The sequence below is a fragment of the Selenomonadales bacterium 4137-cl genome (assembly GCA_032334055.1).
Lineage (GTDB): Bacteria > Bacillota > Negativicutes > Sporomusales > UBA7701 > Anaeroselena > Anaeroselena agilis.
The window spans coordinates 2,745,813-2,762,017 of sequence record JAUOZS010000001.1 but is presented as its reverse complement, the minus strand read 5'-3'; the positions used below and the strand labels follow the sequence as shown (position 1 = coordinate 2,762,017).

General features: G+C 65.4%; 13 protein-coding genes. 11 read left to right on the top strand and 2 right to left on the bottom strand.

Going from position 1 to position 16,205, the window contains the following annotated elements; translation table 11 throughout:
* The first annotated feature begins 3 nt into the window (after positions 1–3).
* The 6 genes from Q4T40_14570 (at position 4) to Q4T40_14545 (ending at position 7,969) form a co-directional block, all read left to right on the top strand.
* Positions 4–1,266, top strand: a complete 1,263-nt coding sequence (locus Q4T40_14570; GenBank protein ID MDT8902471.1) for an NAD(P)/FAD-dependent oxidoreductase — start codon at positions 4–6, stop codon at positions 1,264–1,266.
* A gap of 250 nt (positions 1,267–1,516) precedes the next feature.
* Positions 1,517–2,242, top strand: coding sequence for an MIP/aquaporin family protein (locus Q4T40_14565; GenBank protein MDT8902470.1), 726 nt, complete (start codon positions 1,517–1,519; stop codon positions 2,240–2,242).
* Between the two features lie 65 nt (positions 2,243–2,307).
* Entirely contained in the window at positions 2,308–3,804 is a 1,497-nt protein-coding gene (glpK, locus tag Q4T40_14560; GenBank protein MDT8902469.1) for a glycerol kinase GlpK, read from the top strand.
* Positions 3,805–3,911: 107 nt separating this feature from the next.
* Complete coding sequence (glpA, locus tag Q4T40_14555) at positions 3,912–5,522, top strand: anaerobic glycerol-3-phosphate dehydrogenase subunit GlpA (protein ID MDT8902468.1); 1,611 nt, start codon at positions 3,912–3,914, stop codon at positions 5,520–5,522.
* Complete coding sequence (gene glpB / locus Q4T40_14550; GenBank protein MDT8902467.1) at positions 5,509–6,777, top strand: anaerobic glycerol-3-phosphate dehydrogenase subunit GlpB; 1,269 nt, start codon at positions 5,509–5,511, stop codon at positions 6,775–6,777. Before glpA ends, glpB begins: the two co-directional genes overlap by 14 nt.
* Entirely contained in the window at positions 6,764–7,969 is a 1,206-nt protein-coding gene (locus Q4T40_14545) for an anaerobic glycerol-3-phosphate dehydrogenase subunit C (GenBank protein ID MDT8902466.1), read from the top strand. The genes glpB and Q4T40_14545 overlap by 14 nt, the downstream gene beginning before the upstream one ends.
* Before the next feature lie 164 nt (positions 7,970–8,133).
* Here Q4T40_14545 and tnpA read toward each other — a convergent pair whose 3' ends face one another.
* Together tnpA and Q4T40_14535 are read right to left on the bottom strand one after the other, a co-directional pair.
* The gene (tnpA, locus tag Q4T40_14540; protein MDT8902465.1) at positions 8,134–8,607 is read right to left on the bottom strand and encodes an IS200/IS605 family transposase; all 474 of its coding nucleotides are present in this window, start codon (positions 8,605–8,607) and stop codon (positions 8,134–8,136) included.
* Positions 8,608–8,760: 153 nt separating this feature from the next.
* Positions 8,761–10,440 carry a sigma 54-interacting transcriptional regulator gene (locus Q4T40_14535; protein MDT8902464.1) on the bottom strand — a complete coding sequence of 560 codons (1,680 nt, stop codon included), beginning with the start codon at positions 10,438–10,440 and terminating at the stop codon, positions 8,761–8,763.
* Positions 10,441–10,705: 265 nt separating this feature from the next.
* Between Q4T40_14535 and Q4T40_14530 the strand changes: the two genes are divergently transcribed.
* Genes Q4T40_14530 through Q4T40_14510 form a run of 5 tightly spaced genes read left to right on the top strand, consistent with a single transcriptional unit; the run spans position 10,706 to position 16,167 of the window.
* Positions 10,706–11,731, top strand: coding sequence for an aspartate-semialdehyde dehydrogenase (locus tag Q4T40_14530; GenBank protein ID MDT8902463.1), 1,026 nt, complete (start codon positions 10,706–10,708; stop codon positions 11,729–11,731).
* 13 nt (positions 11,732–11,744) lie between these two features.
* Positions 11,745–12,962: an aspartate kinase gene (locus Q4T40_14525; protein MDT8902462.1), complete on the top strand. Its 1,218-nt coding sequence runs from the start codon at positions 11,745–11,747 to the stop codon at positions 12,960–12,962.
* 3 nt (positions 12,963–12,965) lie between these two features.
* Entirely contained in the window at positions 12,966–13,859 is an 894-nt protein-coding gene (gene dapA, locus Q4T40_14520) for a 4-hydroxy-tetrahydrodipicolinate synthase (protein MDT8902461.1), read from the top strand.
* Between the two features lie 31 nt (positions 13,860–13,890).
* Positions 13,891–14,658, top strand: coding sequence for an aspartate/glutamate racemase family protein (locus Q4T40_14515; GenBank protein ID MDT8902460.1), 768 nt, complete (start codon positions 13,891–13,893; stop codon positions 14,656–14,658).
* A gap of 60 nt (positions 14,659–14,718) precedes the next feature.
* Positions 14,719–16,167: a sodium:solute symporter family protein gene (locus tag Q4T40_14510; protein ID MDT8902459.1), complete on the top strand. Its 1,449-nt coding sequence runs from the start codon at positions 14,719–14,721 to the stop codon at positions 16,165–16,167.
* Positions 16,168–16,205: the final 38 nt, after the last annotated feature.

Genomic DNA, 16,205 nt, shown 5'->3' with positions numbered 1-16,205 from the left:
ACGATGACATCAAATAACCCCCCCGCCCGCGCCAACCCCGCCGTCGTCATCGTCGGCGGCGGCTTCGCCGGCCTTCAGGCCGCCAAGGCCCTCAGCGGCGAACCGCTCGACGTCATTCTCCTCGACCGCAACAACTACCACCTCTTCCAGCCGCTCCTTTACCAGGTCGCCACCGCCGGCCTTGGCCCCGAGGACATCAGCTACCCGCTCCGGGCCATCCTCCGCGGCTACGGCAACGTCGCCTTCCGCATGGCCGACGTCTGCGGCGTCGACCTTGCCGGCCGCCGCGTCCTCACCGACGGCGGCGCGATAAGCTACGACTACCTGCTGCTGGCCGTCGGCGCCGAAACCAGCTTCTTCGGCCTGGAATCGGTCGCCGCCAACGCCGTCGGCCTCAAAAACCTCGCCGACGCCCTCACCCTCCGCAACCACATCCTCCGCATGTTCGAGCTCGCCTCCCGGGAACAGGACCCCGCCATCCGCCGCGAACTCCTCACCTTCGTCGTCGCCGGCGGCGGCGCGACCGGCGTCGAAAGCGCCGGCGGGCTGGCCGAACTCGTCCACCTCGTCCTCGCCAAGGACTACCCCGAACTCGACTTCGCCGAGGTATCGCTCATCCTCCTCGAAGGCGGCGACCGCCTGCTGCTTGCCTTGCCGGCTTCGCTGGCCGCTTACGCCGCCCGCGCCCTTAGGAAAATGCGGGTCGAAATCCGTTTTCGTTCCCGTGTCGCTGGCTTCGACAGCCGCACAATAACCCTTGCCGACGGCGCGGCCATCGCCGCCCGCACCATCGTCTGGGCGGCCGGGGTCAAGGCGGCGGCCCTCATCGCCACCCTCGGCGTCCCCGCCGACCGCCTCGGGCGGGCCATCGTCGCCGAAACCCTCCAACTGCCCGGCCACCCCGAAGTCTTCGTCGCCGGCGACGCCGCCTGCCGGGAGCAGGACGGCGGGCCTCTGCCGATGATCGCCCCCGTCGCCGTCCAGCAGGCCATCCTCGCCGCCGCCAATATCGCCGCCCTCGCCGCCGGCCGCCAGCCAGCCGCCCTCGTCTACAAGGACCCCGGCACGCTCGCCACCATCGGCCGCAGCACGGCCGTCGCCGCCATCGGCCGCTGGCGGTTCGCCGGCTTTACCGCCTGGCTGCTGTGGCTCGTCATCCACCTCATCAGGCTGGTCGGCTTCCGCAACCGCTTCATCGTCACCATCAACTGGGCGTGGGACTACTTCTTTTATGAAAGAGCAATAAGACTCATCCTGCGCATTTAACGACGCCCTCCATGCCTCCCCCGCGGTGAAAATAATAATTTTCCCGTCCCGCGCATAATTCGCCGCCGCGCGAATAAGTTGTACTAACCGCACAGCGTGGACGAGAGATCTGAGAGAGTCCGACTCCCCCTGCGAGCAGGGTTTATCGGGCTTTTTAATTTTCCGGTTTACGGACAAGAAGGGGGTGACGGGGCGGCGCAAAGGGGGAAAGAGAACTTACCGCGGATAAATATGTGAGGAGGAGAAAACTGTGACAAATCTTATGGGTGAATTCCTCGGCACCATGGTACTGATCGTATTCGGCTGCGGCGTCGTCGCCAACGTCCTGCTGAAAAAATCCAAAGCCGAGGGCGCGGGCTGGATAGTCATAACCTTTGGGTGGGGTATCGGCGTCATAATGGGCGTATTCACCGCCGTCGCCACCGGCGCCCCCCAGGCCGACCTCAACCCGGCCGTGACCCTCGCGAAAATGATGATAGGCACCTACACCGCTCCCCACGCCGTCACCACGATGGTCGCCGAACTGGCCGGCGCCTTCGTCGGCGCAGTGATCGTCTGGCTCGCCTTCCTGCCCCACTGGGAAATCACCGAGGACAAAGGCGCCAAGCTGGGCGTCTTCTGCACCGCCCCGGCCATCCGCAGCTTTCCCGCCAACATAGTGTGCGAAATCATCGGCACCATGGCCCTCATCATCCCGATCTTCGCCATCTTTTCCAAGGGCGTCGGCGGCATCGCCCCCGGCTTCGGCCCCTACCTGGTCGGCTTCCTCGTCGTCGGCATCGGCCTCAGCCTCGGCGGGCCGACCGGCTACGCCATCAACCCCGCCCGCGACCTCGGCCCGCGTCTCGCCCACTTCGTCCTGCCGATCGCCGGCAAGGGCGGCTCCGACTGGGAATACTCCTGGGTGCCCGTCGTCGGCCCGCTCGTCGGCGGCGGCCTGGCGTACTTCGTCGGCAAGGCGGTCGGCCTGATCTAAAAGGACAAAATCCGGCAAATGTTGACCAGAGCCTGTCAATGGCATACAATGGGAGGTAGAGAACTATGAGCAAAAAATACGTGCTGGCCCTCGACCAGGGCACGACCAGCTCGCGGGCCATCATCTTCGACGACCAGTCCGGCATCGTCGCCGTCGCCCAGAAGGAATTCACCCAGATATTCCCCAAACCGGGCTGGGTGGAGCACGACGCCGACGAAATCTGGAGCACCCAGATCGGCGTAGCCGCCGAAGCGGTCGCCAAGGCCGGCATCAACCCCGGCGACATCGCCGCCATCGGCATCACCAACCAGCGCGAAACCACGGTCGTGTGGGATAAAACGACCGGCAAACCCGTCTACAACGCCATTGTCTGGCAGTCCCGCCAGACGATGGAAATCTGCGACGCCCTCAAGGCCAAGGGCCTGGCGGACACCTTCCGCCACAAGACCGGCCTTGTCATCGACGCCTATTTCTCCGGCACCAAGGTCAAGTGGATCCTCGACAACGTACCCGGCGCCAGGGACAAAGCCGAGCGCGGCGACCTGCTCTTCGGCACCATCGATACCTGGCTCATCTGGAAGCTGACCGCCGGCAAAGTCCACGTCACCGACTACTCCAACGCCTCGCGGACCCTCATGTACAATATCCGCGACCTCAAATGGGACGAAGAAATCCTCGCCGAGCTCACCGTCCCGGCCGCAATGCTGCCGACAGTGCGCCCCTCCAGCGAAGTCTACGGCCACACCGATCCCGGCGTCTTCCTCGGCGCCGCCGTACCGATCGCCGGGGCCGCCGGCGACCAGCAGGCCGCCCTCTTCGGCCAGACCTGCTTCCTGCCCGGCATGGCCAAGAACACCTATGGCACCGGCTGCTTCATGCTCATGAACACCGGCGAAAAATTATACGAATCCAAGAACGGCCTCCTCACCACCATCGCCTGGGGCCTCGACGGCAAAGTCGAATACGCCCTCGAAGGCAGCATCTTCATCGCCGGCGCGGCCGTGCAGTGGCTGCGCGACAGCCTCAGGCTCATTGAGACCGCCGCCGACTCCGAATACTACGCCAGGAAAGTCAACGACGCCGAAGGCGTCTACGTCGTCCCCGGCTTCGTCGGCCTCGGCGCCCCCTACTGGGACATGAAGGCCCGCGGCGCCATCCTTGGCCTCACCCGCGGCAGCGCCAAAGCCCACATCATCCGCGCCACCCTCGACGCCATGGCCTACCAGACCAAGGACGTCCTCAGCGCCATGGAAGCCGACTCCGGCATCAGCCTGCAGGCGCTCAAGGTGGACGGCGGCGCCGTTGGCAACAACATCCTCATGCAGTTCCAGGCCGACATCCTCGACGTACCTGTCGACCGTCCCCAAGTCACCGAAACCACCGCCCTCGGCGCCGCCTACCTGGCCGGCCTAGCCACCGGGGTGTGGAACGACAAAGAGAGCCTCGTCAGCAACTGGAAGCTCGACACCCGCTTCACCCCGCAGATGGACGGCGAACGGAGCGCCAAGCTCTACAAAGGCTGGCAAAAGGCGGTCGCGCGGGCCCTCGACTGGGAAGAATAACAGCATATACAGGGACTGGAGTATAAGAGAAGTCCCTTTGTACCGCGAGGACAAAGGGACTTCTCTGTCTTTTTTACAGCAAATATCGTACCGGGAGTGGAAAAATCATGACCAAAACGCAGGCCGTCATCATTGGCGGCGGAGCAACCGGCGCAGGCATCCTGCGCGACCTGGCGATGCGGGGCGTCAAAGCCGTTCTGGTGGAGCGGCGCGACCTGGCCTACGGCACCAGCTCGCGCTTTCACGGCCTGCTCCACAGCGGCGGGCGCTATGTCGTCAAAGACCCGGAATCGGCGTCGGAATGCATCGCCGAAAATCGCATCCTGCGAAAAATCGCCCACCAGTGCGTCGAAGACACCGAAGGCTTCTTCGTCCGCCTGCCGGAAGACGACCCCGCCTTCGAACAGCAATGGCTCGCCGCCTGCCGCGCGCTCGGCCTGCCCGCCGCGCCGCTCGCCCCGGCGGAAGCCGTGCGCCTCGAACCCAACCTCACGCCGCGCATCGCCGCCGCCTACCGCGTCCCCGACGCCGCCGTCGACGGCTTCCGGCTCTGCTGGCACAACGCCGCCGCCGCCGCCCGCCACGGCGGTGAAGTCCTCACCTACACCGAAGCCGTCGGCATCGTAACCGACGCAGGCAAAGTCACGGGCGTCGCCGTCCGCGACCTGTTAAGCGGCGAAACCCGCACCATCGCCTGCGACCTGGTCATCAACGCCGCCGGCTCGTGGGTCGACAAGGTCGCCGCCCTAGCCGGCGCCGAAGTCCGCGTCAAACCCGACCGCGGCACCCTCATCGCCTTCAACCACCGCTTCGCCTCCCGCGTCATCAACCGCCTCCGCCCGCCGGCTGACGGCGACATCTTCGTCCCCCACGGCTCGGTCACCATCCTCGGCACCACCTCCGCCGCCGCCGACCGGCCCGACGACACCGCCCCCCGCAGCGACGAAGTCCTCAAACTGCTGCGCATCGGCGAGGCCCTCTTCGAAAACCTGGCCGACTACCGCATCCTCAGGGCCTTCGCCGGCACCCGTCCGCTCTACAGCGCCGCTCCCGGCGCCGAAGGCCGCGCCGCCTCCCGCGCCTTCGCCGTTATCGACCATCGCGCCGAAGGCGTCGACGGCCTCATCACCGTCGTCGGCGGCAAACTCACCACCTACCGCCTGATGGCCGAAAAAGCCGCCGACCTCGCCTGCGAGCGCCTCGGCGTTTCCGTTCCCTGCCGCACCGCCGACGAGCCGCTCGTCGCCGACCCCGCCCCCGGCCTGCTGGCGGCGGCGAAAAAGCACTTCCCCGCCGGCGGGGCCGAACTGGCGGCCGCCAGGCTGGGCGACGCCTTCGGGGCCGTCGTCCGCAGGCTTGAGGACAACCCTGCCGACCGGGCGCTCATCTGCGAATGCGAACTCGTCACCCTCGGGGAAATCAAGGAAATCGCCGCCCTCCCCACCACCCACGGCCTCGGCGACCTCCGCCGCCGGACACGGCTCGGCATGGGCACCTGCCAGGGAGCCTTCTGCGGCCTGCGCGGCATCGGCGCCCTCTGCGCCGCCGGTTTCGCCGACCAAAGCGCGGACAAGCTCCTCCGCGACTTCATCGAGGAGCGGTGGGCGGGGATCCGGCCCGTACTGTGGGGCAAACAACTCAGGGAACAAGAACTCCTCCGCGGCATATACGGCGCGAGTCTCAACATAGATGGAGCGATGCACGATGAAGGAATATGACGTAATCGTCGTCGGCGCCGGCCTGGCCGGCCTGACCGCCGCGGCTGCGGCCGCCGGCGAAGGCGCGCGGGTACTGCTCGCCGCCAAAGGCGCCGGCGCCCTCACCATCGGCGGCGGCACGATCGATATCCTCGGCTGCGACGCCGACGGCCGCCCGGTAACCGACCCGGCCGCCGCCGTCGCCGCCCTCCCGGAAAGCCACCCTTACGGTAAACTCGGCCTGCCGGCCGTGCGGGCGGCCGCCGACTGGTTCCTCGCCCTCGCCGCCGGCGCCGGCTACCCCTATCGCGGCTCGCTCGGCGAGAACCTCTGGCTGCCCACCGCCGCCGGGACGCTCAAACCCGCCTGCCTGGCGCCGGCCACGATGGGCGTCGCCAGGGCCGCGGCCGTCAACAGCGCCGTCATCCTCGGCATCGCCGGCCTCAAGGACTACCGGCCGGAAATGATCGCCCGCGGCCTGGCCCGCCGCCCGGGCTACAACAAACACTACAGCGTCGTCACCGTCGACTGCGGCTTCGCCGGCGGCCGCGACGCCACCGCCCTCGACGTCGCCCGCTGGCTCGACAGCGAAGCCGGCCGCCGCGAATTCGCCGCCCAGCTGAAAAAACGTCTCCCACCCGGGCAATTCGTCATCATACCGCCCGTCCTGGGAACGCAGCCCAGCTGCGCGGCCTGGGAAACGATCGAGGCGGCGACCGGCTGCCGGCTGCTCGAAATCGCCGGCGCCCCGCCCGCCGTCACCGGCCTCCGCCTGCGGGCGCTGCTGCTCGCCCACCTCAGAAGCCGGGGCGTCGCCATCCTCGAACACGCCGCAGTCGTCCGCGCCGAAGCCGGGCAGGGGCGCTGCCAGGCGATCGTCACCGGCCACCACGACCGCGAACGCCGCTACCGGGCCCGCTCCTTCGTACTCGCCACCGGCGGCTTCCTCGGCGGCGGCCTGGAAAGCACCGCCGGCGCCGCGCGGGAGAGCATTTTCGGCCTTCCCCTGGCCGTCCCGTCCGACCCGCTGGCCTGGAGCGCGCCCCGGCTGCTGGCTGCCGGACCGCAGCCCTTCGCCCGCTTCGGCGTCGACACCGACCGCGAACTGAGGCCGGTGGACGCCGCCGGCCGGGTAGTCCTCGAAAACGTCCGTTTCGCCGGCGCCATCCTGGCCGGCTGCGACTACAGCCACGAAAAAGCCGGCAACGGCGTCGCCGTCGTCAGCGGCTGGCACGCCGGCGTGGCGGCAGGGAGGGATAGCCGTGAAAAAATGTAACACCAACCTCGACGCCTGCACCGCGTGCGCCTCCTGCACCGCCCTATGCCCGGTCGCCGCCGTCGTGCGCGACTTCCCCGGCCCCAAGCTGGCCGGCCCCGCCGCCGAGCGCCACCGCCTGGCCGGCGCCCCCGCCGACGCCGCCCTCGCCTACTGCACCAACTGCAAAACCTGCGACATCACCTGCCCCTCCGGCGTGCCGGTGGCGGCGCTCAACATGCGGGCCAGGGCCGGGCACGTCAAAAAGCACGGCCGACGCCTGCGCGACTGGATTCTCGCCCACGGCGAGCACATGGCCAAACTTGCCATGCCCGCCCAGCCTCTTTCCAACCTCGGCATGGCCAACCCCGTCACCCGCCGGATGCTCAAAGCCATCGGCATCGCGGGCAGCAGGCCGCTGCCCCGCTACGCCCCCCGCACCTTCCTCCGGAGCTTCGGCAAACTGCGTCAGCAGCCCTATGACGACAAAGTCGTCTTCTTCCCCGGCTGCTTCATCAACTACAACGACCCCCAGGTCGGCCTCGACCTCATCGCCGTCCTCCAGGCCAACCGCTACGAAGTCCTCGTCCCGCCCGGCCTCGCCTGCTGCGGCGTGCCGCTCGTCACCGGCGGCTACCTAGAAGAAGGCGGGAAGGCCGCGCGGCGCAACCTTGCCGTCCTCGCCGACCACGTTCGCCGGGGCGTCCCCGTCCTCACCGCCTGCACCAGCTGCGGCCTCATGCTCAAACAAGAGTACGGCGAACTCTTCGGCGCCGACGGCGCCGGCGAAGTTGCCGCCCGCACCTACGACGTCATGGAGTTCCTCCTCGAGCTCCACGACCAGGGGCGGCTCAACACCGCCTTCACCCCCGTCGGCGGCAAATACCTCTACCACGCCCCCTGCCACCTCCGCGCCCAGGGCATCGGCCGGCCGGCCCTGGAGCTTTTAGCCGCCCTGCCGGGCGTAGCCGTGACCGACCTCGACGCCGGCTGCTGTGGCATCGCCGGCAGCTACGGCTTCAAGGACGACCGCTACGACATCTCCATGGCCATCGGCCGCGAACTGTTCGCCAAAATAAAAGCCGCGCCGGCCGACGCCGTCCTCGCCGACTGCGGCACCTGCCGGCTGCAGATCGCCCACGGCGCCGGCGTAAAGGCGCTCCACCCCATAGCGGTCGTCAGAAAAGCCTACGAGCCTGGCTATAAACTATAACTCCCCGCCCCGCGCCGGCAGGCGTGGCAGTCACGGCACCACCCGTAAAACGGGTGGCTTGGTTAAGCCCTGAAAGGGCATGCTACTAGCCGAGTCTCAAGACTCACTGAAAGGTCTGCCAACCGCATAACCTCTTCAGTCAGCCCCTAAAGGGGCTAATTTTCTTATGACTTTTTTACTGGATCACCCGTAAACGGGTCTATCAATTCTTTAAGGCATAGCTGATCAGCAACTATATCATCTTGAAGCTGCTCTCTGATGTATTTCTCAATTGCCTCTTTATTTCGCCCAACTGTATCTACGAAATAGCCCTTGCACCAAAACTGTCTGTTGCCGTACTTGTATTTCAAGTTCGCATGTCTATCAAATATCATCAGCGAACTTTTACCTTTCAAGTACCCGACAAATTGCGCCACACTGATCTTGGGCGGTATGCTCACTAACATATGAATGTGATCCGGGCATAGATTGGCTTCGATAATTTCTACCCCTTTGTACTCGCACAGCTTTCTTAAAATCGCCCCAATATCCGTTTTAATTTTCCCGTAGATAACCTGTCTCCGGTATTTCGGTGCAAAGACGATGTGGTATTTACAACGCCATTTGCTGTGTGCTAGACTTTGAGTATCCAATTGGATGCGCCTCCTTTTGTTAAGAGATATGCAGTCGGCAAACCTGCATTTATTCTAACAAAAGGAGGCTGTTCTTTTCGAGGCATAGCTATAAGCTTTTTGGAACCACACGCCTAGCGTGTGGTATTCTTCGTACGCAAAAAGATCAGCTCGGCAAGATCACTTGCCGAGCTGATACTGTTTTATCTTATAATACAGCGTCCCCAGGGCGATGCCGAGCTCCCGGGCGGCGCTCCTCTTGCCGGCCGTCGACCAGCCGTACTTCCTCAGCGCCCTGACGACCATCGCCTTCTCCATCTCGTGCAGCGGCAGAATAGGCTCCTCGCCCGGCACCGTCTCGGGCGCCGCGCCGGAGGACAAAAACCGGAAATTCCCCGGCAGCAGCGCATCGCCGTCGCAAATCGTCACCGCCCGCGTGAGCACGTTCTGCAGCTCGCGGACATTGCCCGGCCACGAGTGGGCCAACAGCAGCTCCAGGCAGGTCTCGGCCATCTGCAGGGAGGACCGTCCCGACTCCTGGCAAATCCGGCGGAGAAAATGATCGACGAGCAGCGGGATATCGTCCTTGCGCTCCCGCAGCGGCGGCAGCGTCACGTTTATCACCTGCAGCCGGTAATAAAGATCCTGCCGGAACAGGCCCTCGGCCACCATGCTCTGCAGGTTCCTGTTCGTCGCGGCGAGGATCTTCACATTCACCGCCTGGCGGTGGTTGCTGCCAATCCGCTCGACCTCCTTCTCCTGCAGCACCCTGAGCAGCTTGGCCTGGGTGTTTGAACTCAGATCGCCGATCTCGTCGAGGAAAATCGTCCCCCCATTGGCCAGCTCGAACTTGCCCGCCTTGGCCTTGTGCGCCCCCGTGAACGCCCCCTTCTCGTGACCGAACAGCTCGCTCTCCAGCAGCGCCTCCGGGATCGACGCGCAGTTCACCGTGATGAACGGCTTGTTCCAGCGGGGGCTGGCGTGGTGGATGGCGTTGGCGACGATCTCCTTGCCGGTGCCGCTCTCGCCGGTTATCAGCACCGTCGAATCGTTCTTCGCCGCCCGCTTGCTCAGATTGATCGCCGCCAGCAGCTTGCGGTTCGCGCCGATCATATCGGCGAACGAATACTTGGCCGCCCCCAGCTCGCGGCTCAGCGACTCGACCAGCTCCTTGGTGGTGCTCAGCTCCTCCGACAGGCGGATGATATCCGTCACCTCCTGAAAAGCGACCACCGCCCCGCGCAGCGTACCGGCCATAAAAATCGGCGCCCCGTTGGAAATGACGTCCGCGCACGATCCCACCGCCTGGTTGCGGACGCCCGTGGCCGCCTTCCCGGACATCAGCACCCGCGCCGCCGCGCCGTCCGGCGACACCTGGAAAACGTTCGTCCCGATCCGCTCCGCGGGATGGATGCCGGTAATCTTCGAAAAAGCCGGATTGATATACTCGATGATCCCCGCCTCGTTCATGATCTGAATGCCCTCGGTGACGGAATTCAGGGCGCTGAGGTACTTCACCCGCTGCTCCTCGCACTGGTTCAGCTGGCGGGACAGCAGGCTTAGCAGACTGCTCACCGCGTGCGTGGTGTGATAACTGACCAGCTCCACGCCCGCCGGCGGCCAGTCCGGCGGGAGGTCGGAGGGCGGCAGAAAGCTGAACACCGCCTCCGGCCCCCTGGCGACGAAATCCTCCCACGACGCGGCCACCAGCGCACGGTGCGCCCCGAACCGTTTCGCGGCCAGGGGCTCCTGCGGCAGGGGCAAAGCCGCGCACACGCCAAGCTCATCCTGGTCGGCCAACAAATCAAGCAGCAGCAGACATTGCCGTTCCGAGCCGACAATACCTATCTTAAGCGGCATAACGACCTCCAAACAAGAATACCATTCCTATAATTTGCCGCCGGGCCGGGAAAACCCTTTCCGATTTTTGAAAAATGTAAATTTCACAAACCGCCAATAGCAGCGGTTGCGGGCCGTTTATTTCAATATTTGAAAAATTTCCTCCCGGCCCATTTTTCCCCGAATGCCCGCCGTACGGGGGTTTAGTGCTCCTGGCACGGATATTGCGTTACATATGCGGTGTAGTTCTATTAATACCACACTGCGGGTACAAAGGGGGATATGAATGGAGAAATACAATGTAGCCATCTTGGGCGCGACGGGAGCGGTCGGCACCGAACTGCTCGACATCCTCGCCAGCCGCGACTTTCCCATCGGCAAACTCCGGCTGCTGGCTCTGGAAGTGGGCACGACCATTTCCTTCCGCGGCAGCGACTATGTCGTCGAGGAAGCCACGCCCGAAGCCTTCCGCGACATCCAGATAGCCTTTTTCGCCGGCGGCCCCATCAGCAAGGTCCTCGCCCCGGAAGCGGTCAAGGCGGGCGCCGTCGTCATCGACAACAGCAGCGCCTTCCGCCTTGAGCCCGACGTGCCGCTCATCGTGCCCGAGGTCAACATCGCCGACCTCAACAACCACAACGGCATCATCGCCAACCCCAACTGCTCCACCATCATCATGGCCCTGGCCATCAACCCCATCCATCAGCAAGCCGAACTCAAACGGGTCATCGTCTCCACCTGTCAGGCTGTCTCCGGGGCCGGCAAAGCCGCCCTGGACGAACTCAACGGCCAGCTGCGCGACCTCCTCGACGGCCGCCAGCCCGCGGCGTCCGTACTGCCCGTCGCCTCGCTCGACGAACACTACCCCATCGCCTTCAACCTCATCCCCCAGATCGACGTCTTCCAGGACGAAGGCTACACCAAAGAAGAAATGAAACTGGTGCTCGAAACACGCAAAATCATGCACCTGCCCTCCCTGCCGATCACAGCCACCACGGTGCGCGCCCCCGTCCTCCGCAGCCACTCCGAATTCCTCAACCTCGAAACCAGCCGCAAGCTTCCGGTCGAGGAAGCGCGGCGGATACTGGCCGCCGCACCGGGAGTATCAGTCCTTGACGAGCCCGACCGCCAGATCTACCCCATGCCGGCCTTCACCGCCGGCCGGGACGAAGTTTTCGTGGGCCGCATCCGCGAAGACCGCACCGTACCGGCGGGGCTCAACATCTGGGTCGTCGGCGACCAGATCCGCAAAGGCGCGGCCCTCAACGCCATCCAGATCGCCGAGCAGCTCATCGCCCGACGTCTCGTCTAGGAGGGGGAACCCCATGCGGATACTAGTCCAGAAATTCGGCGGCACCTCCGTAAGCACCGCCGAACGCCGCCAGCAGGTCGTCGCCCGGATCACCGCCGCCAAGGCGGCCGGTTACGCCCCGCTCGTCGTCGTCTCCGCCCTCGGGCGGGCCGGGGAACCGTACGCCACCGACACCCTCCTCACCCTGGCGAAAGAAGAATGCCCCGTAATCGCCAAACGCGAACAGGACCTCATCATGGCCTGCGGCGAAATCGTCGCCGGCGTCATCGTCGTCGGCGCGCTAAAAAAAGCCGGCCACGACGCCGTCTTCCTCACCGGCCAGCAGGCCGGCATCATCACCACCCCCGCCCACGGCGACGCCCAGATCATCCGGATCGACCCCAAGAACGTCACCGCCCACCTCGCCGCCGGACGGATCGTCGTCGTCGCCGGCTTCCAGGGCGCCAGCGAAGCCGGCGAAATCACCACCCTCGGCCGGGGCGGCAGCGACACCAGCGCCGCCGCGCTGGCGGCGGCGGTCAAGGCAGAGGTCGCCGAAATCTACACCGACGTCGACGGCATCATGACCGCCGACCCGCGGGTGGTCCCCGCAGCCTGCACCATCCCGGTCATCTCCTACGAAGAAGCTTACCAGCTCGCCATCCAGGGCGCCAAAGTCATCCACCCCCGCGCGGTTGAAATCGCCCTTCGCCACAACCTGCCGCTCAGGATCAAAAGCACCTTCGGCGACGCCGCCGGCACCCTCGTGGCCAACGACCGCGACGGCACCATCGAACGCCTGCGGGGGCGCGTCGCCGTCGGCCTGGCCCACAAGAACGGCTACGGCATCATCAGACTCGCCTGGGGGAAAAAAGGCACGGACGCCGCCGCGCTCGCCCGCATGGCCGCGAGCGGCCTCGACGCCGACCTCATCAACATAACCCCGCAGGGCGTCGATATCATCGCCGCCCAGACCGACATCGAGCTCGCCGCCGGCCAGGCCGCGGCCGCCGGCCTAAGCGTCGCCGCCAAAGTGGAAGAATGCGCCAAAATATCCCTCATCGGCTGCTCATCGCCGGCGGCGGCCGTCGTCAACACCTTCGTCGACCTGCTCAGCCAGGCGAAAATCGGCGTCCTGCACACCTACACCGGCCCGTTCGCCGTATCCGGCATCGTCGCCGCCGCCGACCTCGCGGCCGCGCTCAAGGCCCTGCATGCCGGCGTACTCGAGCAACAGGGCAAAGGAGGCTAAAAAATGGGTAAATTCGGACAAGTGCTCACCGCGATGGTCACCCCCTTCGACAGCAACATGGCCGTCGCCTACGACAAAGCCGCCGAACTGGCCGCCTACCTCGTCGACCACGGCAACGACGGCCTGGTCGTCGCCGGCAGCACCGGCGAAGCCGCCACCCTCACCGACGAGGAACGGCTGAAACTCTTCGAAACCGTCCTGGCCGCCGTCGGCGACCGGGCCTACGTCATCGGCGGCACCGGCACCAACGACACCGCCAAATCGGTGCGCCTCACCAAGGAAGCCGCCCGCATCGGCCTGCACGGTGCGATGCTCGTAGCCCCCTACTACAACAAACCCTCGCAGGAAGGCCTCTACCGGCATTTCGCCGCCGCGGCCGAAGCCGCCCCCGGCCTGCCCATCATCGTCTACAACGTCCCCGGCCGCACCGGCATCAACCTGCTGCCCGAAACCGTCCAGAGGCTGGCGAAAATGGAAAACATCGTCGCCGTCAAAGAAGCGAGCGGGAATTTGGAACAAATGAGCGAAATAATTCGTACAACCCCGGACGATTTCGACCTTTACTCCGGCGACGACGCCCTCACCCTCCCGGCCCTGGCGATCGGCGGCTGCGGCATCATCAGCGTCGCCGGCCACATCGTCGGCCGCGAGATCAAGGCGATGATCACCGCCTTCCTCGCCGGCGAACTCGCCCGCGCCAGGGAACTGCACCTCAAGCTGCTGCCCGTATACAGGGCCATGTTCATCGCCACCAACCCCACCCCGGTCAAAGCCGCCGTCAACATGCTCGGCCTCGCCGCCGGCGACGTCCGCCTGCCGCTCGTCGCGCCGGGCGCGGCCGACCTTGAGAAAATCCGCGCCGAAATGCTCAAAATCGGCCTGCCGGTCAAAGCATAACCCCTGGGGCCGAAAAAACGGGAGGATGTCAATGAAACTTACCGGAGGATACACCAACTACGGGCAAGACCTCGGCATCCTCATGCTCGACACCGTCTTTCCGCGCCTGGTGGGCGACATCGGCAACGCCCGCACCTTCCCGTTCCCCGTCCGCTACAAAACCGTTCGCGGCGCCCTGCCCGCCAAAGTCGTCGAACAAAACGACGAGCGGCTGCTGGCCTCCTTCGTCGAGGGAGCCCGGGAACTCGAAGCCGAAGGCGTCAAAGCCGTCACCACCAGCTGCGGCTTCCTCGCCGTCTTCCAGCGGGAATTGGCGGCGGCTGTCGGCATCCCCGTGCTCACCTCCAGCCTGCTGCAGGTTCCGGCGGTCGAAAAAGACCTCGGGCCGGCGGGGCAAATCGTCATCGTCACCGCCAACGGCGAGCGCCTCACGCCCCGCCACCTAGCCGGAGCCGGCATCGAAACCGGCCGCCACATCATCTACGGCCTCGAAGACAGGCCGGAATTCTATGACACCTTCGTCCGCCAGAAAACCGTCCTCGACGTCCCCCGGCTGCAAAGCGAAATCGAGGAAGCCGCCCGCGAAATCAGGGCGCGCTTCCCCGCCGCCGGGGCGCTCGTCCTCGAATGCACCAACCTGCCGCCCTTCCGGCGCATCTTCGCCCGCGTCACGGGCCTTCCGGTATACGACATCCTGTCCCTCATCGGCGCCCTCGAATTCGCCCGCGGGCCGGCGGGGGCGGCCGACGACTGGCGGGATCCCGCGGAACCGCTTGCCGTGGGGAGGGATGCCCGCTGACATAACAACCGGCAAAAAACCATAGGCTTTCGTAAGGCAACCAAAAAAGGAGGTAGGTATATGGATCTCGGAACCACGTTATGGACTATTACCATCATAATGTGCGCCTGTTTCCTCTGGATTTCCTGGCGGGTACAGGGCAAAGCCGGCGAATCCTTCTCCCAGTACGCCATCGGTGGCGGCAACTTCCCCCTTTATCTCATCCTCTTCACCGAATTCGCCACCATCATGGGCGTCGGCAACTTCGTCGGCCACGCCGGCCGCGGCTACAGCATGGGCTTGCCGTGGATGTCCTTCATCCTCGGCGAACAGGGCTCGAAAATCCTTTTCGCCCTCTTGTTCGCCGGCATCGCCGGGCGGTTCACCTATAACACCGTCGCCGAAATGGCCGATGACCTCTTCGTCCGCGACAAATGGACGCGGGCCATCGCCGCCATCTTGGCCTGCTGCATCATGATCGCCTGGGTCGGCGGCCAGGGCAAGGCCTTCGGCGCCATATTCAACATCGCCACCGGCGCCAGCCCCACACCCATCATCCTCCTCTTCTCCGCCGTCTTCATCGTCTACACCGCCCTCGGCGGCATCCACTCGGTCGTCTGGACCGACCTCTTCCAGGGCGTCCTCGTCCTCATCCTCGGCACCGCCTTCTACTTCTACGCCTTCGAGCCCGTCCACTGGAGCCTCGCCGAGCTGGGCAGCCGCCTGACCGCCATGGGCAAGGGCGAACTGTGGAGCTTCAACAAAGTTGAGCCCATGACCATGGTCGTCAAATTCGTCACCGCCACCGTCGGCGTTCTCTCCGCCCAGATCTACTGGCAGCGCTGCTTCGCGGCCAAAAGCGCCAGCACCGCCCGCACCGGCCTGCTCATCAGCGGCACCGGCGCCCTCATCATGGTGCTCGGCACCTGCCTCGTCGGCATGGTAGTCCTCACCCTCAACCCCAACCTCAAGCCCGACGACGCCATTCCCTGGATGCTGACCAAATACATGCCCATGTGGCTGTCGGCGATGGTCTTCACCCTCATCCTCGCCGCGGGCATGTCCTCGGCCGACTCCAACCTCAACGCCGCCACCGTCCTCATCGTCAACGACCTCATCAAACCCTTCCGGCCCGACCTGGACGACCAGGCCCTCGTAAAACTGGCCAAAGGGCTGACCGTCGTTGTCGGCGTCTTCGCGTGCTGGGCGGCTCTCCAGGCCTCCACCATCCTCGGCCTCTTCTCCAAAGCCTACGCCATGGCCGGCGGCGGCCTCGTGCCGCTCCTGCTCGTCGGCTTCCTGTGGCGCGAGCGCAGCGACGAACCGCTGCAGATGGGCCGCAAGAACTGCAAAGTCACCCCCTGGGGCGCCCGCGTCGGCCTCATCGCCGGCTCGGTCCTCACCCAAGTGACCGCCCTCGGCCCCAACGCGGTGCTCATCGCTCTCGTCACCGCCGTCATCCTCATCGTCGTGGTATCCATGCTTACACGCGGCGCCGGCAAAGACGCGCCGCAGAGCATCAGCAACTGATCATGCCTGCCGCGGGGGGGCTGATGCCCCCCCGCAGC

Bases quoted from the DNA above. Each gene is read 5' to 3' on its own strand.
- Q4T40_14570 (MDT8902471.1), top strand. From the start codon at position 4: ATGACATCAAATAACCCCCCCGCCCGCGCCAACCCCGCCGTCGTCATC.
- glpK (MDT8902469.1), top strand. From the start codon at position 2,308: ATGAGCAAAAAATACGTGCTGGCCCTCGACCAGGGCACGACCAGCTCG.
- glpA (MDT8902468.1), top strand. From the start codon at position 3,912: ATGACCAAAACGCAGGCCGTCATCATTGGCGGCGGAGCAACCGGCGCA.
- glpB (MDT8902467.1), top strand. From the start codon at position 5,509: ATGAAGGAATATGACGTAATCGTCGTCGGCGCCGGCCTGGCCGGCCTG.
- Q4T40_14535 (MDT8902464.1), bottom strand. From the start codon at position 10,440: ATGCCGCTTAAGATAGGTATTGTCGGCTCGGAACGGCAATGTCTGCTG.
- Q4T40_14530 (MDT8902463.1), top strand. From the start codon at position 10,706: ATGGAGAAATACAATGTAGCCATCTTGGGCGCGACGGGAGCGGTCGGC.
- Q4T40_14525 (MDT8902462.1), top strand. From the start codon at position 11,745: ATGCGGATACTAGTCCAGAAATTCGGCGGCACCTCCGTAAGCACCGCC.
- dapA (MDT8902461.1), top strand. From the start codon at position 12,966: ATGGGTAAATTCGGACAAGTGCTCACCGCGATGGTCACCCCCTTCGAC.
- Q4T40_14515 (MDT8902460.1), top strand. From the start codon at position 13,891: ATGAAACTTACCGGAGGATACACCAACTACGGGCAAGACCTCGGCATC.
- Q4T40_14510 (MDT8902459.1), top strand. From the start codon at position 14,719: ATGGATCTCGGAACCACGTTATGGACTATTACCATCATAATGTGCGCC.